27 protein-coding genes and 1 pseudogene are annotated in these 17777 nt (G+C 66.1%); 1 reads left to right on the top strand and 27 read right to left on the bottom strand.

The annotated features are described in order from the left end of the window. Window positions 1-66: 66 nt before the first annotated feature. Window positions 67-1418 (bottom strand): annotated as a pseudogene (locus DR843_RS01370) (FAD-dependent oxidoreductase). 330 nt (window positions 1419-1748) lie between these two features. Between DR843_RS01370 and DR843_RS01365 the strand changes: the two are divergent. Continuing rightward, window positions 1749-2006: a hypothetical protein gene (locus DR843_RS01365; RefSeq protein WP_109683763.1), complete on the top strand. Its 258-nt coding sequence runs from the start codon at window positions 1749-1751 to the stop codon at window positions 2004-2006. Here DR843_RS01365 and map read toward each other — a convergent pair. The 26 genes from map to DR843_RS01235 form a co-directional block, all read right to left on the bottom strand. Then, complete coding sequence (gene map, locus DR843_RS01360; RefSeq protein WP_109683762.1) at window positions 2003-2863, bottom strand: type I methionyl aminopeptidase; 861 nt, start codon at window positions 2861-2863, stop codon at window positions 2003-2005. The two genes, DR843_RS01365 and map, sit on opposite strands and share 4 nt — an antisense overlap. A 6-nt stretch (window positions 2864-2869) precedes the next feature. Then, window positions 2870-3454 (bottom strand): adenylate kinase, encoded by a 585-nt coding sequence (locus tag DR843_RS01355; RefSeq protein ID WP_109683761.1) that lies wholly within the window; start codon window positions 3452-3454, stop codon window positions 2870-2872. Continuing rightward, window positions 3454-4773, bottom strand: coding sequence for a preprotein translocase subunit SecY (gene secY / locus DR843_RS01350; RefSeq protein ID WP_109683760.1), 1320 nt, complete (start codon window positions 4771-4773; stop codon window positions 3454-3456). Before secY ends, DR843_RS01355 begins: the two co-directional genes overlap by 1 nt. A gap of 134 nt (window positions 4774-4907) precedes the next feature. Further along, entirely contained in the window at window positions 4908-5375 is a 468-nt protein-coding gene (gene rplO / locus DR843_RS01345) for a 50S ribosomal protein L15 (RefSeq protein ID WP_109683759.1), read from the bottom strand. A gap of 1 nt (window position 5376) precedes the next feature. Beyond that, the gene (rpmD, locus tag DR843_RS01340) at window positions 5377-5559 is read right to left on the bottom strand and encodes a 50S ribosomal protein L30 (protein ID WP_109683758.1); all 183 of its coding nucleotides are present in this window, start codon (window positions 5557-5559) and stop codon (window positions 5377-5379) included. Further along, window positions 5559-6257 carry a 30S ribosomal protein S5 gene (gene rpsE, locus DR843_RS01335; RefSeq protein ID WP_109683757.1) on the bottom strand — a complete coding sequence of 233 codons (699 nt, stop codon included), beginning with the start codon at window positions 6255-6257 and terminating at the stop codon, window positions 5559-5561. Before rpsE ends, rpmD begins: the two co-directional genes overlap by 1 nt. 46 nt (window positions 6258-6303) lie before the next feature. Continuing rightward, window positions 6304-6684 carry a 50S ribosomal protein L18 gene (gene rplR / locus DR843_RS01330; RefSeq protein ID WP_109683756.1) on the bottom strand — a complete coding sequence of 127 codons (381 nt, stop codon included), beginning with the start codon at window positions 6682-6684 and terminating at the stop codon, window positions 6304-6306. 3 nt (window positions 6685-6687) lie between these two features. Further along, window positions 6688-7227: a 50S ribosomal protein L6 gene (rplF, locus tag DR843_RS01325; RefSeq protein WP_109683755.1), complete on the bottom strand. Its 540-nt coding sequence runs from the start codon at window positions 7225-7227 to the stop codon at window positions 6688-6690. 22 nt (window positions 7228-7249) lie between these two features. After that, window positions 7250-7648 (bottom strand): 30S ribosomal protein S8, encoded by a 399-nt coding sequence (gene rpsH / locus DR843_RS01320; protein ID WP_109683754.1) that lies wholly within the window; start codon window positions 7646-7648, stop codon window positions 7250-7252. A 93-nt stretch (window positions 7649-7741) separates the two neighbouring features. Next, on the bottom strand, window positions 7742-7927 hold the full coding sequence (locus DR843_RS01315; protein ID WP_052594758.1) for a type Z 30S ribosomal protein S14: 186 nt from the start codon (window positions 7925-7927) through the stop codon (window positions 7742-7744). A 3-nt stretch (window positions 7928-7930) separates the two neighbouring features. Then, a complete protein-coding gene (rplE, locus tag DR843_RS01310; RefSeq protein ID WP_109683753.1) occupies window positions 7931-8524 on the bottom strand; it encodes a 50S ribosomal protein L5 in 594 nt (197 codons plus the stop codon). After that, window positions 8524-8895, bottom strand: a complete 372-nt coding sequence (rplX, locus tag DR843_RS01305; protein WP_109683752.1) for a 50S ribosomal protein L24 — start codon at window positions 8893-8895, stop codon at window positions 8524-8526. The genes rplE and rplX overlap by 1 nt, the downstream gene beginning before the upstream one ends. Before the next feature lie 3 nt (window positions 8896-8898). Then, window positions 8899-9267, bottom strand: a complete 369-nt coding sequence (gene rplN, locus DR843_RS01300; protein WP_109683751.1) for a 50S ribosomal protein L14 — start codon at window positions 9265-9267, stop codon at window positions 8899-8901. 119 nt (window positions 9268-9386) lie between these two features. After that, window positions 9387-9674: a 30S ribosomal protein S17 gene (rpsQ, locus tag DR843_RS01295; RefSeq protein WP_109683750.1), complete on the bottom strand. Its 288-nt coding sequence runs from the start codon at window positions 9672-9674 to the stop codon at window positions 9387-9389. A gap of 1 nt (window position 9675) precedes the next feature. Further along, a complete protein-coding gene (gene rpmC / locus DR843_RS01290; protein ID WP_109683749.1) occupies window positions 9676-9924 on the bottom strand; it encodes a 50S ribosomal protein L29 in 249 nt (82 codons plus the stop codon). Then, on the bottom strand, window positions 9924-10343 hold the full coding sequence (rplP, locus tag DR843_RS01285) for a 50S ribosomal protein L16 (RefSeq protein ID WP_109683748.1): 420 nt from the start codon (window positions 10341-10343) through the stop codon (window positions 9924-9926). The genes rpmC and rplP overlap by 1 nt, the downstream gene beginning before the upstream one ends. Next, entirely contained in the window at window positions 10343-11197 is an 855-nt protein-coding gene (gene rpsC, locus DR843_RS01280) for a 30S ribosomal protein S3 (RefSeq protein ID WP_109683747.1), read from the bottom strand. The genes rplP and rpsC overlap by 1 nt, the downstream gene beginning before the upstream one ends. Then, window positions 11197-11565: a 50S ribosomal protein L22 gene (gene rplV / locus DR843_RS01275; protein WP_109683746.1), complete on the bottom strand. Its 369-nt coding sequence runs from the start codon at window positions 11563-11565 to the stop codon at window positions 11197-11199. Before rplV ends, rpsC begins: the two co-directional genes overlap by 1 nt. A 62-nt stretch (window positions 11566-11627) precedes the next feature. After that, window positions 11628-11909 carry a 30S ribosomal protein S19 gene (gene rpsS / locus DR843_RS01270; RefSeq protein WP_109683745.1) on the bottom strand — a complete coding sequence of 94 codons (282 nt, stop codon included), beginning with the start codon at window positions 11907-11909 and terminating at the stop codon, window positions 11628-11630. Window positions 11910-11912: 3 nt separating this feature from the next. After that, entirely contained in the window at window positions 11913-12749 is an 837-nt protein-coding gene (gene rplB, locus DR843_RS01265; RefSeq protein WP_109683744.1) for a 50S ribosomal protein L2, read from the bottom strand. Between the two features lie 24 nt (window positions 12750-12773). Beyond that, a complete protein-coding gene (gene rplW, locus DR843_RS01260) occupies window positions 12774-13079 on the bottom strand; it encodes a 50S ribosomal protein L23 (protein ID WP_109683743.1) in 306 nt (101 codons plus the stop codon). Continuing rightward, on the bottom strand, window positions 13076-13744 hold the full coding sequence (gene rplD, locus DR843_RS01255) for a 50S ribosomal protein L4 (RefSeq protein ID WP_109683742.1): 669 nt from the start codon (window positions 13742-13744) through the stop codon (window positions 13076-13078). The genes rplW and rplD overlap by 4 nt, the downstream gene beginning before the upstream one ends. Before the next feature lie 5 nt (window positions 13745-13749). Then, entirely contained in the window at window positions 13750-14397 is a 648-nt protein-coding gene (gene rplC, locus DR843_RS01250; protein ID WP_109683741.1) for a 50S ribosomal protein L3, read from the bottom strand. A gap of 16 nt (window positions 14398-14413) precedes the next feature. After that, window positions 14414-14722: a 30S ribosomal protein S10 gene (gene rpsJ, locus DR843_RS01245; RefSeq protein WP_006946210.1), complete on the bottom strand. Its 309-nt coding sequence runs from the start codon at window positions 14720-14722 to the stop codon at window positions 14414-14416. Between the two features lie 431 nt (window positions 14723-15153). After that, window positions 15154-16017 carry a type IV toxin-antitoxin system AbiEi family antitoxin domain-containing protein gene (locus DR843_RS01240; protein ID WP_109683740.1) on the bottom strand — a complete coding sequence of 288 codons (864 nt, stop codon included), beginning with the start codon at window positions 16015-16017 and terminating at the stop codon, window positions 15154-15156. A 140-nt stretch (window positions 16018-16157) separates the two neighbouring features. Beyond that, a complete protein-coding gene (locus tag DR843_RS01235) occupies window positions 16158-17777 on the bottom strand; it encodes an outer membrane protein assembly factor BamB family protein (RefSeq protein ID WP_146202457.1) in 1620 nt (539 codons plus the stop codon).

The following is a 17777-nucleotide window of genomic DNA, read 5'->3' as shown; positions in this document are numbered from 1 at the left end:
TCTGCCTCGACCCCTGGCCACCAGGGGTCGCGGCTACGTGCCGATCGGCGTACGCCGCGTATCGGCTCAGCCGGTAACCCGCGCGATCTGGACCATCTCCTCGCGCGGTACGACCTTCACCCGCTCGCGAGTGTGCTGGTGGTTCTCACCCAACGACCGCTCGTGTTCGTCGAGCCGCTGCCAGCCCTCCCACGTCGTGAAGTCGATGCCCGCTCGGCGAGATAGCGCTCGACCGCCTCGGGTCGGGGCGACTCCGGCGCCGCCAACTGGTCCACGTCTTCAAGCAGCAGCGAAATGGTCTGCGCCGCATCGGACTTGGTGTGCCCGATCAGGCCAACCGGCCCGCGCTTGATCCACCCGGTGACGTAGGCACCCGGCAGCGGCGAACCGTCGATCTGCAGGACCCGCCCGCCGTCGTTGGGGACCACGCCGCGCGCGCCGTCGAAGGGCAACCCGCTGAGGTTGTCCGAGTAGTAGCCGATCGCCCGGTAGACCGCCTGCACCGGCCAGTCCTTGAACTCCCCGGTTCCCCGGACGTTGCCGGTGCCGTCCAGCTCGGTGATCTCGGTGCGCAATCCGACGACCCGCCCGTCCTCACCCAACACCTCGACGGGGTTGTTGCAGAAGTGGATGTGGATGCGGTGCGCAGCGCCGGTCTCGTCCTTGGCCAGGTAGTTCTGCAGGACGTCGACGGTCAGCTTCTGGCTCTTGGAGTTGCGCAGTGCGTCCATCGAGCCTTCATCGAACTCGAAGCCCTCCGGGTGGACGACGACGTCGATGTTCGGGCTGTGGGACAGCTCGCGCAACTCCATGGGCGTGAACTTCACCTGAGCTGGTCCGCGGCGGGCGAAGACGTGCACGTCCTTGGCGGCGTTGGCCTTCAGCCCGTCGTAGACGTTGTCCGGGATCTCCGTGACCAGCAACTCATCGGCGGTCTTGGCCAGGATGCGGGCGACGTCCAGGCCGACGTTCCCGACGCCGATCACGGCGATCTCTTCGGCGTGCGGCTGGAAGTCCCAGGTGCGCGGCGCTTCCGGGTGCCCGTCGTACCACGCCACGAAGTCCGCGGCCCCGTAGGAGCCGGCCAGGTCGATGCCCGGGATGTCCAGGTCCCGGTCCCGACGAGCGCCGGTGGCGAAGATGACCGCGTCGTAGAACTGGCGCAGGTCATCGAGTTTCACGTCCGGGCCGTAGGAGACGTTGCCGAAGAAGCGGATCTGCGGCTGGTTCATCACCCGGTGCAGCGCTTTGACGATTTCCTTGATCCGCGGGTGGTCCGGTGCCACGCCGTAGCGGATCAGACCGAACGGGGTCGGGTCAGCCTCGAGGATGTCAACGCTCACATCCCGGTCCGACTTGGTCAGGATGTCCGCAGCGTAGATCCCGGCGGGACCAGCGCCCACGACGGCGACGCGCAGATGCCTACTCAATGGTGTGCTCCATCAACAACAGGGGGTGGTCAAAAACTAAGGCCATCCTAACTCGATGCCGCGGCACCACGAAAATGGCATGCCAAACGTTATGTTATGCATTCCATAATGTTGAACGCTGTCCACGATCCGGCCACTCCACCAGGGGAATTTCTATCCTTTCCGGTGTGGCTTCACCCGCCGTTCAGCTCGATGCATCAGCATCCTTAGGAAGCGCTGTGCAGAAGGTGTCCGGATTCCGTGCCGGTCCGTCTCCTTCTACGGTGTGGGACACGAGTCGCCGGTACCGGATGCTCGAGGCAACAACGAGGTTGACGGATGAGCAGTCAGAGCAGGCCCCTGCTGATATCGCTGGTGGCGATCGGGGCATTGACCGCCGTGGCCGCGGCCACCAACCACCCGGCAACGACCCCCGACCCCGTGACCACGCACGCATTCGAGCAATTGGCGCAGCGCGCCGGCGCCCAGGTGGACACCGGGATCAAGCCCGCGGGGGCAGCGTCCGACCACGCCGCCGTCGTCGCGCCGCCGGCACCTGGCGACACCAGCAGCGCGTGGAGTATCGAGGTCCGCTAGTCCGCCAAGGGCCCGAACGGCAGACCGTGTGCGGCCAGTTCGGTCGCGCCGCCATCCGGGGCCGTGAGCACCCACAGACCGCCGGGGGTGCAGGCCACGGTGTGCTCCCAATGCGCCGCACGTGACCCGTCCAGGGTGATGACCGTCCAGCCGTCGTCCAGTTCCTCGGTCTCGAAGGTCCCGAGAGTGACCATCGGTTCGATGGCAACGGTGGCACCCACCCGCACCCGAGGACCCTTGGCGCTGACGCGCTCGTTGAAAACCGTTGGCTCCATGTGCATTTCGCGGCCAATACCGTGACCGGTGTAGCCGTCGACGATCTCGAAATCGAGGTCGAGGCCCGCTTCGCGGTACCGGTTGGCGGCAGCGTGCACGCTGTCCTGGATGTCCCCGCCCAGTTCGTAGACGCCACGACCTTCACGAAAGCCGCCGATACCCGCCCACATCGACTCGCGGGTGGCCTCGACCAGCGCCCGATCCGCAGCTGAAGCGTGTTGGTCGCCGCCGACGATCAGACTGATCGCGCTGTCGCCGTGCCAGCCGTCGACGATCGCGCCGCCGTCGATCGACAGCAGGTCACCGGTGTGCAGCACCTGATCGCCCGGGATGCCGTGCACCACTTGCTCGTTGACCGAGGTGCAGATGACGGCAGGAAAACCGTGATAGCCCAGGAAGTTGGACCGTGCACCGTTGCGGGCAATCACCTCGGCCGCAACGGCGTCCAGTTCCCACGTGGTGATCCCATCGCGTACGGCGTCCCGGACAGCCGCGAGAAGCTCGGCCACCACGAGGCCGGCCCGGCGCATCGCCAGGAGCTCATCGGTGGACTTGGTGGGCAGTTGCTCCCGGCCGAACACGAAATCTCAGGCCGATTGCTCGTTGCCGACGGTGTCCAGCACAGCACCGATGCGCGTCTCGACCTCGTCCACGCTACCCAGGCCGTCGACCTGGCGCAGCAGTCCGCGATCGGCGTACCGCTGGGCCAGCGGCGCGGTCTCGCGCTGGTAGATGTCCTGCCGCTCGCGGATGACGTCCTCGGTGTCATCGGCTCGACCACTGGTCTCGGCGCGCTTGAGGATCCGCTGCACGATCTCGTCCTCATCCACGGTCAACTCGATGACCGCGTCCAGGCTCAGACCCTGCCCCGCGAGGTAGGCATCCAGCGCGTCCACCTGCGCCAGGGTGCGCGGGTAACCATCCAGCAGGAAGCCCTGCGCGGCATCGGGCTCGGCGAGCCGGTCCGCCACGATCTGGTTGGTGATCTCATCGGTCACGTAACCACCGGAGGCCAGGATGTCCTTGACCTGCAACCCCAGCGGCGTTTCGTTCTTGATGTTGGAACGGAAGATGTCGCCGGTCGAGACGTGCGGGATGCCCCGGTGGGCTGCCAGCCGCTCGGCCTGGGTGCCTTTGCCCGCTCCGGGAGGACCGAGGATGATCAATCGCATCAGCGCAAGAACCCTTCGTAACGGTGCTGCTGCACCTTCGACTCGATCTGCTTGTAGGTGTCGATTCCGACACTCACCAGGATCAGGATCGATGCACCACCGAACGGGAAGTTGCCACCCGCGTTGAACTTGGCGAGGGCAATGACCGGGATCAGTGCGATGAACGCCAGCCACAACGCGCCGACGACGGTGATGCGGTTCAGCACGTAGCTGATGTAGTCCGCGGTCGCCTTACCAGCGCGCACGCCGGGGATGAACGATCCTGACTGCTTCAGGTTATCGGCCACTTCGTTCGGCTGGTACGTGATCGACACATAGAAGAACGTGAAGAAGATGATCAGGACGGTGTAGGCGATCATGTACGTCGGGTGGTCGCTGCGCGCCAGGTTGTTCAGCACCCACTCGGCCCAGCCACTACTGGCACCGTTGGCGGGTCGGACGAACTGGGCGATCAACACCGGCAGCGACAGCAGCGAGGTCGCGAAGATGATCGGGATCACCTGCGCCATGTTCACCTTCAGCGGGATGTAGGTGGAGGTGCCGCCGTACTGCTTGCGCCCGATCGTGCGTTTGGCGTACTGCACCGGGATCCGGCGTTGGGAGTTCTCGACGTAGACCACCGCGGCCGTGATCAAGATGCCCAACAGGATGATCAGCACGAATTGACCCCAGCCCTGCTGCCGGGTGGCCCAGACCGAGGCCGGCACGCTGGAGGCGATCGCCGTCAGGATCAGCAGCGACATACCGTTGCCGACACCGCGCTCGGTGACCTGCTCACCCATCCACATGATCAGACCGGTACCGGCGGTCAGCACCAGCACCATCAGCACCAGGGTGAAGGCACTGTCGTCGCTCATCACCGTCGGGCAGGTCAGCGAGGTACCGCCCAGCAACCGGGACGGATCCGCCTTGGCCGCAGTGACCAGGGTCGCGGACTGCAGCAGCGCCAGGCCGATGGTGATGTACCGGGTGTACTGCGTCAGCTTCTGCTGACCGGCCTGGCCCTCCTTGCGCAGCGTCTCGAACCGCGGGATGACCACCGTGAGCAACTGCACGATGATGCTCGCGGTGATGTAGGGCATGATCCCGAGCGCGAAGATCGACAGCTGCAACAGCGCGCCACCGGAGAACAGGTTGGCCAGGCCGAGCAGGCTCTGGCTGCCGCTCGCGTTCCGCTGGCACTGCTGGACGAGACTGAAATCGATGCCTGGCGTGGGAATGTGCGACCCCAGCCGGAAAATGGCCATGACCCCGAGCGTGAACAAGATCTTGTTCCGCAACTCGGGGGTTCTGAACGCGCGGCCGAAAGCGCCTAGCACGGGTCCTCCTACCTAGGTTCTCGCCTGAGGTTACACAGGCCAGACAGCAACGCCTCGACGCCGGTGCACCGGCGAACCGGGACCTGCGCCGAGGCGTGTGCGATGAGCAAGTACGTCGTCGCTTGGCTGAACGATCACACGAGGGTGATCGTGCCGCCCGCAGCTTCGATCTTGTCCTTGGCGGTTGCCGAGAACTTCGCGGCGGTGACGTCGACCTTGACGGTCAGCTCACCGGTGCCGAGAACCTTGATCGGCTGACCCTTGCGGACCGCGCCCTTGGCCACCAGCGTCTCCGCATCGACCTGCCCACCCTCGGGGAAGAGGGCGGAGATCTTGTCCAGGTTCACGACCTGGTAGGTCACCTTGAACGGGTTCTTGAAACCACGCAGCTTCGGAAGCCGCATGTGGATCGGGGTCTGACCACCTTCGAAGGCAGCCGACACCTGGTAACGGGCCTTGGTGCCCTTGGTGCCACGGCCGGCAGTCTTACCCTTGGAGCCCTCACCACGACCCACGCGGGTCTTGGCGGTCTTGGCGCCCGGGGCAGGCCGCAGGTGGTGCACCTTGAGGGCGTGGCCCTCGCTCTGCGTCTCTTCAGTCATGTCAGTCAATCTCCTCAACGGTCACCAGGTGGCGAACCGTCTGGACCATGCCGCGGAACTCGGGACGGTCCTCTTTCACCACCGTGTGACCGACGCGCTTGAGGCCCAGCGAACGCAACGTCTCGCGGTGGTTGGCCTTGGCGCCGATCTCGGAACGGGTCTGCGTCACCTTCAGGGAAGTCATCAGGAACCTACCTTCGCGGTCTTGGCAGCGTCGGCCTTGGCGGCTGCGTCCTCTGCCAGCGCACGCTGCAACCGCACCGGGGCCACCGCGTCCAGCGGCAGACCACGACGGGCGGCGACGGCCTCGGGCCGCTCCAGACCCTTCAGCGCGGCAACGGTCGCGTGCACGATGTTGATCGGGTTGCTGCTGCCCAACGACTTGGACAGCACGTCGTGGACACCGGCGCACTCCAGGACGGCGCGCACCGGACCACCGGCGATCACACCGGTACCGGCGGAGGCCGGACGCAGCATGACGACGCCCGCGGCGGCCTCACCCTGCACCGGGTGCGGGATGGAGCCGGCGATCACCGGGACGCGGAAGAAGTTCTTCTTGGCCTCTTCAACGCCCTTGGCGATGGCGGCCGGAACTTCCTTGGCCTTGCCGTAGCCGACACCCACGGTGCCGTTGCCGTCGCCCACCACGACCAGCGCGGTGAAGCTGAACCGGCGACCACCCTGCACGACCTTGGCGACGCGGTTGATGGTGACGACGCGCTCCAGGTACTGGTTGCGGTCATCGTTACCGCCGCGACGGTTGTCCCGGCGGTCGTCACGGCCACCGCGACGGTTGTCCCGGCGGTCGTTGTTAGTGTTGTCGGTGTTGGAGTCAGTCGTCCCCTGGGCGGAGCCAGCGGCGCGACGCTGCGGTCCAGCCATCAGTTCTTCCTCATCTCAATCAAAACCTGAATGCTCGGGTTGCTCATCACAGGGTCAACCCGCCTTCGCGGGCGCCGTCGGCAATCGCGGCGACGCGACCGGTGTAGCGGTTACCACCACGGTCGAAGACAACGGCCTCGATGCCGGCTTCCTTCGCACGAGCAGCAACGAGTTCACCAACCCGCTTTGCCTTGGCGGTCTTGTCGCCCTCGAAGCCACGCAGATCAGCTTCCATGGTCGAGGCCGACGCGACGGTCTGGCCGACGGTGTCGTCGACGACCTGCACGAAGACGTGCCGGGAGCTGCGGGTGACCACCAGACGGGGACGCTCCGGCGTACCCGTGAGGTTCTTGCGCAGCCGGAAGTGGCGGCGGTTACGGGCGGCCGAACGGGTGCTCGAACGCTTGACGATCCTGGCGTTTGCCATGGCTTACTTACCAGCCTTTCCGACCTTGCGGCGGATGTGCTCGCCTTCGTAGCGCACGCCCTTGGCCTTGTACGGGTCGGGCTTACGCAGCTTGCGGATGTTTGCAGCGACCTCGCCGACCTGCTGCTTGTCGATCCCGGAGACCGAGAACCGGGTGGGGTTCTCGACCGTGAAGGTGATGCCCTCCGGTGCGGGGACCAGGATCGGGTGGCTGTAACCCAGGGCGAACTCGAGGTCCTTGCCCTTGGCGGTCACGCGGTAACCCGTGCCGTGGATTTCCAGCTTCTTGGTGTAGCCCTCGGTGACACCGATGACCATGTTGTTGATCAGCGTGCGGGTCAGGCCGTGGCGGGACCGCGCGTCGCGGCCGTCGTTGGGGCGGCTGACCTGCAGCGCGCCGTCCTCACCCTTGGCGACCGAGATCGGCTCGGGGACGACGAAGCTCAACTGACCCTTGGGGCCCTTCACCGCAACGGACTGACCGTCGATGGTGACATCCACGCCGCTGGGCACGGAAACCGGGAGACGTCCAATACGTGACATCGCAGTACTCTCCTTTTCCCGATTACCAGATGTAGGCGAGGACTTCCCCGCCAACACCCTTAGAGGCCGCCTGCTTGTCGGTCAACAAACCGGACGACGTGGACAGAATCGCCACTCCCAGACCACCGAGGACTCGGGGCAGGTTGGTGGACTTGGCGTAGACACGCAGACCCGGCTTGGAGATCCGGCGAACACCCGCGATGGAACGCTCGCGGTTGGGGCCGTACTTCAGGTCGATGATCAGCGTCTTACCGACGGTCGCGTCCTCGACGCGGAAACCGGCGATGTAACCCTCGGCCTGCAGGATCTCGGCGATGTGCGACTTCAGCTTGGAGTACGGCATCGACGTCGAGTCGTGGTGGGCCGAATTGGCGTTGCGGACGCGCGTCAGCATGTCCGCAATCGGATCGGTCATGGTCATGGGCTCTTGCCCTCCCTCACCGGGGTTTCAGTTCCCGCTGCGCGGGACCGACCTACGGTGTAGTTGTTTTCGGAATGAAGAAGGTTGGGTGGTCTACCAGCTGGATTTGGTCACGCCGGGCAACTCGCCCCGGTGCGCCATCTCGCGCAGGCAGATACGGCACAGGCCGAACTTGCGGTACACCGAGTGCGGCCGGCCACACCGCTGGCAGCGGGTGTAGGCGCGGACGGCGAACTTCGGCTTCTTGTTGGCCTTGTTGACCAAAGCTGTCTTAGCCATTGCTCACTGCTCCTTGAACGGGAACCCGAGCTGCTTGAGCAGCGCACGGCCCTGGTCGTCGGTGGTGGCGGTCGTGACGACCGTGATGTCCATACCGCGGACGCGGTCGATCTTGTCCGGGTCGATCTCGTGGAACATCGACTGCTCGGTCAGACCGAAGGTGTAGTTGCCGTTCCCGTCGAACTGCTTACCGGACAGGCCGCGGAAGTCGCGGATACGGGGCAGCGCGATCGAGACCAGACGGTCGAGGAACTCCCACATCCGGTCGCCGCGCAACGTGACGTGCGCACCGATCGGCATACCCTCACGCAGCTTGAACTGCGCGATGGACTTGCGGGCCTTGGTCACGGTCGGCGCCTGGCCGGTGATGGCGCTCAGGTCGCGAATCGCGCCCTCGATCAGCTTGGAGTCCTTGGCCGCGTCGCCGACACCCATGTTCACCACGACCTTGGTCACGGTGGGCACGAGCATCACGTTGGGGATCTCGAACTGGCTCTGCAGCGCGGGCCGGATCTCCTCGGCGTACCGCGTCTTCAGGCGCGGCGTGACCTTCTCGGCGGCGGTTGCCGTCTGCTCGGTGCTTTCTACGGTCGTCATCACAGGTCCTTACCGGAGCGAACCGACACCCGGGTGCGCACCGTCTTGGTACGACCGTCGCGCTCCACGCTCTCGACCCGCGTCTTGATCCGGGTCGGCTTGTTCGTCTCGGGGTCGACGATGGCCACGTTGGAGACGTGGATCGGCGCCTCGACGACCTCGATGCCACCGGAGCTGCTGCCCGGCTGACCAGCGCGCACGTGCTTGGTCACGCGGTTGATGCCCTCGACCAGCACACGCTGAGTCTCGGGGTACACGGCGATGACCTTGCCCTGCTTGCCCTTGTCGCCACCGTTGGCCTGGGAGCGACCGCTGATGACCTGAACGAGGTCGTTCTTCTTGATCTTCATCTTGGGCTTACGAGTTGCCATGGTTCACAGCACCTCCGGGGCCAGCGAAATGATCTTCATGAATTTCTTGTCGCGCAGTTCGCGGCCCACCGGGCCGAAGATGCGCGTGCCACGCGGGTCGCCGTCACCCTTGAGGATCACGGCCGCGTTCTCATCGAATTTGATGTAGCTGCCGTCGGGACGACGACGCTCTTTCTTGGTCCGGACGATGACCGCCTTGACGACATCGCCTTTCTTGACGTTGCCACCCGGGATGGCGTCCTTGACGGTCGCCACGATGGTGTCACCGATGCCGGCGTAGCGACGTCCGGAACCACCGAGCACCCGGATGCACAAGATCTCCTTGGCACCGGTGTTGTCGGCGACTCGCAGTCGCGACTCCTGCTGGATCACAGTTCTTCTCCTGTCGTCTCACTGGTTCTCACGAGTCCGTGAGCCTTGCGGAACGGATATGGGTCTTGGTTGGTACGACGGCCGGCAACCGACCGCCGTACCCGAGGGTCATCCGCGAATTACTTGGCGCGCTCGAGGATCTCGACCACACGCCAGCGCTTCTGCGCCGACAGCGGACGGGTTTCCATGATCAGCACCAGGTCGCCCACGCCGCAGTCGTCGTTCTCGTCGTGCGCCTTGACGCGGCTGGTGTGCTTCATGACCTTGCCGTACAGGGCGTGCTTCTTGCGGTCCTCGACCTCGACCACGACGGTCTTCTGCATCTTGTCGCTGACCACGTAACCCCGGCGGGTCTTGCGGTAGTTACGCGCACCGGTCTCCGGGGCGTTCGTTTGGGTGTCGGCCATGTCAGCCCTCCTGCTTGCTGGTCTCGGCGGCACGTCCGATGCCGAGCTCGCGCTCACGCATCTCGGTGTAGAGCCGAGCGATGTCTTTCTTGACCGCGCGCAGCCGGGAGTTGTTCTCCAGCTGGCCGGTGGCCGACTGGAAGCGCAGGTTGAACAGCTCGACCTTCGCCTTGGCCAACTCCGACTTCAACGACTCGTCGTCGAGCTCGCGCAACTTGGCCGGAGCCAGGTCCTTGCTACCCACTGCCATCAGTAGTCACCACCTTCACGGGACACAAACCGGCACTTCATCGGCAGCTTGTGGATCGCCAGGCGCATTGCCTCGCGGGCCACATCCTCCGGAACACCGGAAATCTCGAACATCACGCGACCCGGCTTCACGTTGGCGACCCACCATTCCGGGGAACCCTTACCGGAACCCATGCGGGTTTCGGCCGGCTTCTTGGTCAGCGGACGGTCCGGGTAGATGTTGATCCACACCTTTCCGCCACGCTTCATGTAGCGGGTCATGGCGATACGAGCGGACTCGATCTGCCGGTTGGTGACGTACGCCGGCTCCAGAGCCTGGATGCCGTAGTCACCGAACGCCACGGTGGTGCCGCCCTTGGCGGCGCCGCTGCGGCCGGGGTGGTGCTGCTTGCGGTGCTTCACACGACGCGGGATCAGCATCAGCCCTCGCCTCCTTCTACGGTCGCAACCTGCGCGACTGCTTCTTGAGCCGGCTGCTGGTCGTTCTCGACCACGCCGGGCTCGGTGGTCTGCTCCTGCGAGCCGGACTCCTCGCGGCGCGGACGACGCGAGTCACGACGGTCATCGCGGCGGTCGTCACGACGACCACGGGCCGGACGCGACGGCGCAGCCGCCTGCTCGCGAGCCAGTTCCTTGGCGGTCAGGTCGCCGTTGTAGATCCAGACCTTCACGCCGATGCGGCCGAACGTCGTACGGGCCTCGTAGAAGCCGTAGTCGATGTTGGCGCGCAGGGTGTGCAGCGGAACGCGGCCCTCGCGGTAGAACTCGGTGCGGCTCATCTCGGCGCCGTTCAGACGACCGGAAACCATCACCCGGATGCCCTTGGCACCGGCGCGCTGCGCGGACTGCATGCCCTTGCGCATCGCCCGACGGAAGTTCACGCGGGCCGACAGCTGCTCGGCGATGCCCTGGGCGACCAGCTGGGCGTCAGCCTCGGGGTTCTTGACCTCGAGGATGTTCAGCTGCACCTGCTTGGCGGTGAGCTTCTCCAGCTCGCTGCGCAGGCGGTCGGCCTCGGCACCACGGCGACCGATCACGATGCCCGGACGGGCGGTGTGAATGTCGACGCGGACGCGGTCACGGGTGCGCTCGATCTCCACGCGGGAGATGCCGGCACGCTCCATGCCCTTGGCCATCAGGTTGCGGATCGCGACGTCTTCCTTGACGTAGTCGCGGTAACGCTGCCCGACCTTGCTGCTGTCAGCGAACCAGCGGCTCTTGTGCTCGGTGGTGATACCGAGACGGAAACCGTTCGGGTTGACCTTCTGCCCCATCAGCGGCCTCCATCCGTGCGCTCGGGCTGGGTGACGTACACGGTGATGTGGCTCGTGCGCTTCAGGATCTGGCTGGCCCGACCCTGGGCACGCGGCCGGAACCGCTTCATGGTGGGACCTTCATCGACGTACGCCTCGGAAACCACCAGGTCCCGCTCGTCGAACGCGGTCGAGTTCTTGTCGGCCTCGAACCGTGCGTTCGCGATCGCGCTGCGCAGTACCTTCAGCACCGGCTCGCTCGCGGTCTGCGGCGCGAAGGTGAGCACGTTGATGGCATCCGTGGCCTGCTTGCCGCGGATGAGGTCCACCACGCGGCGCGCCTTCGTCGGCGTCACGCGCACAAAGCGTGCCTGCGCCTTGGCTTGCATCGCTGTCCCTTTGCTTTCGTCAGTCTTAGTACTCATGTGGGTGCTCCGTAACCCCCGCCGCGTCAGCGGCGGCGGCCCTTCTTGTCGTCCTTCTCGTGACCCTTGAAGGTCCGAGTCGGGGCGAACTCACCCAACTTGTGGCCGACCATCGACTCGGTCACAAAGACCGGGACGTGCTTGCGGCCGTCGTGCACGGCCAACGTGTGGCCGAGCATGTCCGGGGTGATCATCGACCGGCGAGACCAGGTCTTGATCACGGTCTTGGTGCCCGCTTCGTTCTGCGCCGCCACCTTTTTGGCCAGGTGGTCGTCGACGAACGGGCCCTTCTTCAAACTACGGGGCATGGCTTAGCGCTTCTTTCCAGTACGACGGCGACGAACGATGAGCTTGTCGCTCGACTTGTTCTGACGACGGGTACGGCCCTCGGCCTGTCCCCACGGGCTGACCGGGTGACGACCACCGGAGGTCTTGCCCTCACCACCACCGTGCGGGTGGTCCACCGGGTTCATCGCGACACCACGGACGGTCGGGCGCTTGCCCTTCCACCGCATGCGGCCAGCCTTGCCCCAGTTGATGTTGCTCTGCTCGGCGTTGCCCACCTCGCCGACGGTGGCGCGGCAGCGCACGTCGACGTTGCGGATCTCACCGGACGGCATACGCAGCTGGGCGTACGGGCCGTCCTTGGCCACCAGCTGCACGCGGCTACCGGCGCTGCGCGCGATCTTGGCGCCGCCACCGGGCCGAAGCTCGATGCAGTGGATGACCGTACCGGTCGGGATGTTGCGCAGCGGCAGGTTGTTGCCGGGCTTGATGTCGGCGGCCGGACCGTTCTCGATCGTGTCGCCCTGGCGCAACTTGTTCGGCGCGATGATGTAGCGCTTCTCGCCGTCGGCGTAGTGCAGCAACGCGATGCGAGCGGTGCGGTTCGGGTCGTACTCGATGTGAGCGACCTTGGCCGGCACGCCGTCCTTGTCGCCCCGGCGGAAGTCGATCACGCGGTAGGCGCGCTTGTGACCGCCACCGATGTGCCGGGTGGTGATCCGACCCGAGGCGTTGCGGCCACCGGTCTTCGTCAGCGGCTTGACCAGCGACTTCTCCGGGGTCGAACGGGTGATCTCGGCGAAGTCGGCCACCGACGAGCCACGGCGACCGGGGGTCGTCGGCTTGTACTTGCGGATTGCCATGTCAGTCCTTCAGTCCTCGTCGCTTCAGCTGATCTCGCCGAAGATGTCGATGGCGCCCTCTTTGAGGGACACGATCGCGCGCTTGGTGTCCTTGCGCTTGCCGGAGCCGTTGCGGGTCCGGCGAGTCTTGCCCTGACGGTTCAGGGTGTGCACGGAGTCGACCTTGACGTTCCAGATCTGCTCGACGGCGATCTTGATCTCCGTCTTGTTGGCGCTCGGGTCGACGATGAAGGTGTACTTGCCCTGGTCGAACAGGGCGTACGACTTCTCCGACACGACCGGCGCGATCAGGATGTCGCGGGGGTCCTTGCGCTGGATGCTGGTGCTCACTTCGCGCTCTCCTTCTCGTCTGCGGCGGCGTCAACCGACTGGCTGCTGCCACCGAGGAACGCCTCGAGCGCGGCCTGCGTGAAGACGATGTCGTCGGCGCAGAGCACGTCGTAGGTGTTCAGCTGGTCGGCGTACAACACGTGCACGTCAGCCAGGTTGCGCACCGACAGCAACGCGTTCTCGTTGCCGCGGTCCAGCACCACCAGCAGGTTCTTGCGCTCGGTCAGTCCGGCCAGCAGCGTCGCCGCGGCGCGGGTCGAGGGGGTCTCCCCCGCGACGATCGAGCTCAGCACGTGGATGCGGCCGTGACGGGCGCGGTCCGACAGTGCACCGCGCAGCGCGGCAGCCTTCATCTTCTTGGGGGTCCGCTGCGAGTAGTCCCGCGGCTTCGGACCGTGCACAACGCCACCGCCGGCGAACTGCGGCGCACGGGTCGAACCCTGGCGGGCGCGACCGGTGCCCTTCTGGCGGTAGGGCTTGCGGCCACCACCGCGGACTTCACCGCGGGTCTTGGTGGAGTGGGTTCCCTGGCGGGCGGCGGCCAACTGCGCGACGACGACCTGGTGGATCAGCGGCACGTTGGTGGCCACGTCGAAGACCTCGGCGGGCAACTCGATGCTGCCGGCCTGCTTCCCCGCGGGGTCAGTGATCGTAATAGTGGTCATGAGACTCAGGCTCCCTTGGCAGCCGTCTTGACGAAGACCACGCGGCCGCGAGCGCCGGGAACGGCACCCTTGACCAGCAGCAGGCCCTTGTCGGCATCGACGGCGTGGATCGTGAGGTTCTGGGTGGTCTGGCGTACGCCGCCCATGCGGCCGGCCATACGCATCCCCTTGAAGACGCGGCCCGGGGTGGCGCAGCCACCGATCGAACCCGGCTTGCGGTGGTTACGGTGCGCACCGTGGCTGGCGGAAACGCCGTGGAAGCCGTGGCGCTTCATGACACCGGCGAAGCCCTTGCCCTTGGTGCGGCCGACGACGTCGACCTTCTGGCCGGCCTCGAACGCCTCGACCGTGATCTCCTGGCCGGGCTCGTACTCGGCGGCGTCTGCGGTGCGCAGTTCGACCAGGTGACGGCGCGGGGTAACCCCGGCCTTCTCGAAGTGGCCGACGAGCGGCTTGGTCACCTTGCGCGGGTCGATCTGACCCCAGCCGAGCTGAACGGCGTCGTAGCCATCGGCCTCGCCGCGCACCTGGGTGACGACGCAGGGACCCGCCTGGATGACGGTGACCGGCACGAGCCGACCGTTCTCATCCCAGACCTGGGTCATGCCGAGCTTCTCGCCGAGCACGCCCTTGACGGTTTTGGTGGCAGTCATGTTCCTCTACCCCCGCTCAGAGCTTGATCTCGATGTTGACGTCCGCCGGAAGATCGAGACGCATGAGCGAGTCGACGGCCTTCGGCGTCGGGTCAACGATGTCGATGAGCCGCTTGTGCGTGCGCATCTCGAAGTGCTCGCGGCTGTCCTTGTACTTGTGCGGCGAACGGATCACGCAGAAGACATTCTTCTCCGTGGGCAGCGGCACAGGGCCCACCACCGTCGCACCGGCACGAGTCACGGTGTCCACAATCTTGCGCGCGGAAGAGTCGATGACCTCGTGGTCGTACGACTTCAGCCGGATGCGGATCTTTTGTCCCGCCATTCGCGTGCGTCTCTCTCTCGCCGGATTACCTAGAAAACTGTTGTGATCGAACCGCCGGTTCATCCGCCCCCCGCGGTCGGGCGTGTCGCGCTGTGCCCGTGGCACAACCACTCACATTTCCCATGGGTGGGCGGTCGCTCCGTTGGATCGACCTGCTTACGCTTCCCATCACCGCCGTGCGGCCCTGCTCGTCTCCCGTGGGAGAACCAGGTCCAGCTCCTGCTCGTGATGAGGCGGCGCTCGTCGTACTTCCCCGGTCTTCTCAGCCCGGGACGGCACGTGGGCGCGCGTCAAGCAACCGTTCTAGTGTGCCAGAGAGGGCGGTGCCGGGCCAAATCGGTGGCGGAGTGACGCCCGCTGGGCGCATCTGCGCAGGGTAGCGACATCGGCGCGCGTTGCAATCCGCGCACCTGTCGACAACCCGCGCAGATTCAGCAGGCCATCGCCAGTGCCGCCCCGACCTTCGCCGCCACCCGCCCGTGGAACAGGTCGGACCAGACCAGGCGTACGACGATCCAGCCCAGCGAGCGGATCCGGTCCTCGCGCTGTTTCTCGCGCCACAAAGCCCCTGGCTCGTCGTACTTGCCTGCCCCGTCGAACTCGATCAGCACCCGGGTCCCCCGCACCCGGAAGTCGGTGCGGTATCCCTCTCCGTTGCGGGTCCACCGGCCGGTGTCCGGCACCCGAAACTGGGGATCCACCAGGATTCCGGCCTCGCACAACCGCATGGCCGCCAACGTCTCTGCCGCAGACTCGTGCCGCGCATCGGCCCGCAGCGCTAATTGGCGGACCCGCTCGGCGCCGGTAGCCAGTCGCCGTGCCGCCGCGGCACGCGCAAGGTCCTCGCGCGTCAGCAGCGCCCGATGGAGCGCATCATCTGCTGCCACCAGCCCGGCTTCCAGATCCAGCGACGCGATCTGCACCACGGTCGTGGCAACGTGTTCCACACCCTGGGCGGGTGGATGGCGCCGTAGCGCCGCGTGCAGATGGACACCGGGGGCGCGTTTGGACCGGCCACCGCCGACGCGACACAGGTGCACCGTGGACAGATCCGCCCGATGCAACGCCAGGCCGTGACACACCGCCGCCGAGACGTAGCCCGCGACCGCGGTGGCCCCGAACTCGACCAAGAAGGTGTCGAGCAGTTGCCGGTGTCGATCCGAGTCGTCCGTCGGCGGCCGGGTCAGGTACCAACCCCGGCGCAGCCTGGTCCAGGAACCGTCGGCGACCAGTCGTTGCAGGTCTCGCTCACTCATGCCCCGGACCTGCGCCTGCCGCCTGGAGATCACGTCCATCCGGTCAGCGTGACCGCCGCACGGACCGTGCGACGCAGCTGGCCGACATCTGTGGACAACATCCGCGCGGGTTGCCGACATCGGCGCAGGTTGCAACCCGCGCACCTGTCGACAACCCCCGCGAATCCGACCGAGGGGACTCAGCGCGACACGTACGCAAACGTGTGGGTCGAGGTGTCGCCGAGCTGCTCCAGGAGCACACCGGACTCCGTCCACCCGCTGAACATCAGCTGATCAGGCAGCGCGACGGACCACGTCCGGGCGCCGTTGGCGATTGCTAGCCCGTAGATCTTGCCTTGTTGAGTCACGGCCACGTCTGCACCGGAGCAGATGACGAATTCGCCTGCCTGCGTGTCGGACTGCCACTCGACATGCCCGGTCCTAGGGTCGATTGCCCGCAGCGTCGCCGTCTGGCTCTCCGGCTCGCTGTCGCTGGTCACGTTGTCGTTGAGGTGGGTGGCCGATTCTGTGAGAAGGCGGCCGCCGCAGAATGCGCGAGCGATACCGGGCACGGTGCGTACGACCTTGAACGGCGGATTGGCCTCATGCAGCTGACTGGCATCTACCGTGCCGTCGTTCTCGGCGACCGTAACCAGCGGACGCTCTGCGGAGTTGTCGTGCGCCAGTGGAACGACGACCGCGCCCTGGAGTTTCTGCCCGTCGATCGAGAGTTGGCTCGGCCCGTGCACGGCGATCACGTGACCGCGGTAGATAGCAGTTGCAGCCCCACCTGGGAGCTTCTTCACGGAGCCGTCGGCTGAGTCGAACCCGATCCCTTCATCTCCGGCGCCAGTGAGCGAGTCAACGTAGTCGACACCGTCGACCTGCAAAATGGGTGCGCCGTAGCCGGCGTTGGTTACACCTTTAGGCAGCGTCTGACGCCAACCGCCGACCGCCTCCGCATCGAACCGCGCCACTTGCATTGGAGCCGTCGAGGGGGCCGGACCGTCCTGAGTGTCCGCGGTGGCGTCACTTGATTCATTCGCCACGAGAACGAAGTCGGAGCTGACCCCCAGAAAATCGTGTATGCCGCTGGAACCCAGAACTGCGGATCCCTTGGTGCGGCCCGTATCGGCGTCGATCGCCAGCAACTGCGCCGGCCCGGCGGGCTCGGACTCCTGGAACTGATCATCGTCCGTCGGCGAGGGCTGCGGTGGACTGGTCACCGCGATGCACCATAGGTTGCTGCCGCCGGACCGGCAGGTCGATGAGGTGCCATCGGGCAATGACCGACGCCACCCGAACGCGCCTGTCCTCAGATCAACACCGATGAGTTGCGCAGCGCCTCGGGCGGCCGTCACCTGCACGACGAGGTCTTTCTTGCCAGCCGCCACGATTTCCGACTGGCAGTAGTCGCTGGACTCCGGGTCAGTCGCAGTGCACTCGGGAGCCCACTGGGTCAATTCGTGCGTCCAGGCCAGCCGCGGGTGCGTGCCGAGGTCGACCGAGTACGTCGGCGGATCCGGTTGCGAGACAGGGGTCGACGACCGCGGCCACACCGCGGCCGTGGCTCCGGCAGCGACCATCAGCACCGCGACAGCAGCCGCCGGCCAACGCCACCGGCGCCACCGCGACCGGTCGGCCGGTTCCGGCTCGTCCACGGCCGTGGCGGGATCGAAACCGGCGACGACGTGTGCAGGCTCGCCAGGACGTACGACGGGTGCCGGCTCACCAGCAAGCTCGGGCCGAAGATCCCTCCCGCACCCCGGGCAGTACCGCAGATCCTCGTAGTTGGTGTTCCCGCAGGTCGCGCAGTACAC

Origin of the sequence: Branchiibius hedensis (assembly GCF_900108585.1) — a bacterium.
In the GTDB taxonomy this organism is placed as follows: Bacteria; Actinomycetota; Actinomycetes; order Actinomycetales; family Dermatophilaceae; genus Branchiibius; species Branchiibius hedensis.
This window is presented reverse-complemented; position numbering and strand designations above follow the sequence as displayed.

Bases quoted from the DNA above. Each gene is read 5' to 3' on its own strand.
- rpsE (WP_109683757.1), bottom strand. From the start codon at position 6,257: ATGGCTGGACCGCAGCGTCGCGCCGCTGGCTCCGCCCAGGGGACGACT.
- rplP (WP_109683748.1), bottom strand. From the start codon at position 10,343: ATGCTGATCCCGCGTCGTGTGAAGCACCGCAAGCAGCACCACCCCGGC.
- DR843_RS01240 (WP_109683740.1), bottom strand. From the start codon at position 16,017: ATGGACGTGATCTCCAGGCGGCAGGCGCAGGTCCGGGGCATGAGTGAG.
- DR843_RS01315 (WP_052594758.1), bottom strand. From the start codon at position 7,927: ATGGCTAAGACAGCTTTGGTCAACAAGGCCAACAAGAAGCCGAAGTTC.
- rpmD (WP_109683758.1), bottom strand. From the start codon at position 5,559: ATGACTTCCCTGAAGGTGACGCAGACCCGTTCCGAGATCGGCGCCAAG.
- rplC (WP_109683741.1), bottom strand. From the start codon at position 14,397: ATGACTGCCACCAAAACCGTCAAGGGCGTGCTCGGCGAGAAGCTCGGC.
- rpsQ (WP_109683750.1), bottom strand. From the start codon at position 9,674: ATGGCCGACACCCAAACGAACGCCCCGGAGACCGGTGCGCGTAACTAC.
- rplF (WP_109683755.1), bottom strand. From the start codon at position 7,227: ATGTCACGTATTGGACGTCTCCCGGTTTCCGTGCCCAGCGGCGTGGAT.
- rpsJ (WP_006946210.1), bottom strand. From the start codon at position 14,722: ATGGCGGGACAAAAGATCCGCATCCGGCTGAAGTCGTACGACCACGAG.
- rpsH (WP_109683754.1), bottom strand. From the start codon at position 7,648: ATGACCATGACCGATCCGATTGCGGACATGCTGACGCGCGTCCGCAAC.
- rpsC (WP_109683747.1), bottom strand. From the start codon at position 11,197: ATGGGGCAGAAGGTCAACCCGAACGGTTTCCGTCTCGGTATCACCACC.
- rplV (WP_109683746.1), bottom strand. From the start codon at position 11,565: ATGCAAGCCAAGGCGCAGGCACGCTTTGTGCGCGTGACGCCGACGAAG.
- rplO (WP_109683759.1), bottom strand. From the start codon at position 5,375: ATGACTGAAGAGACGCAGAGCGAGGGCCACGCCCTCAAGGTGCACCAC.
- rplR (WP_109683756.1), bottom strand. From the start codon at position 6,684: ATGGCAAACGCCAGGATCGTCAAGCGTTCGAGCACCCGTTCGGCCGCC.
- DR843_RS01355 (WP_109683761.1), bottom strand. From the start codon at position 3,454: ATGCGATTGATCATCCTCGGTCCTCCCGGAGCGGGCAAAGGCACCCAG.
- rplE (WP_109683753.1), bottom strand. From the start codon at position 8,524: ATGACGACCGTAGAAAGCACCGAGCAGACGGCAACCGCCGCCGAGAAG.
- DR843_RS01365 (WP_109683763.1), top strand. From the start codon at position 1,749: ATGAGCAGTCAGAGCAGGCCCCTGCTGATATCGCTGGTGGCGATCGGG.
- rplB (WP_109683744.1), bottom strand. From the start codon at position 12,749: ATGGCAATCCGCAAGTACAAGCCGACGACCCCCGGTCGCCGTGGCTCG.
- rplX (WP_109683752.1), bottom strand. From the start codon at position 8,895: ATGGCAACTCGTAAGCCCAAGATGAAGATCAAGAAGAACGACCTCGTT.
- rpsS (WP_109683745.1), bottom strand. From the start codon at position 11,909: ATGCCCCGTAGTTTGAAGAAGGGCCCGTTCGTCGACGACCACCTGGCC.
- rplD (WP_109683742.1), bottom strand. From the start codon at position 13,744: ATGACCACTATTACGATCACTGACCCCGCGGGGAAGCAGGCCGGCAGC.
- rpmC (WP_109683749.1), bottom strand. From the start codon at position 9,924: ATGGCAGTGGGTAGCAAGGACCTGGCTCCGGCCAAGTTGCGCGAGCTC.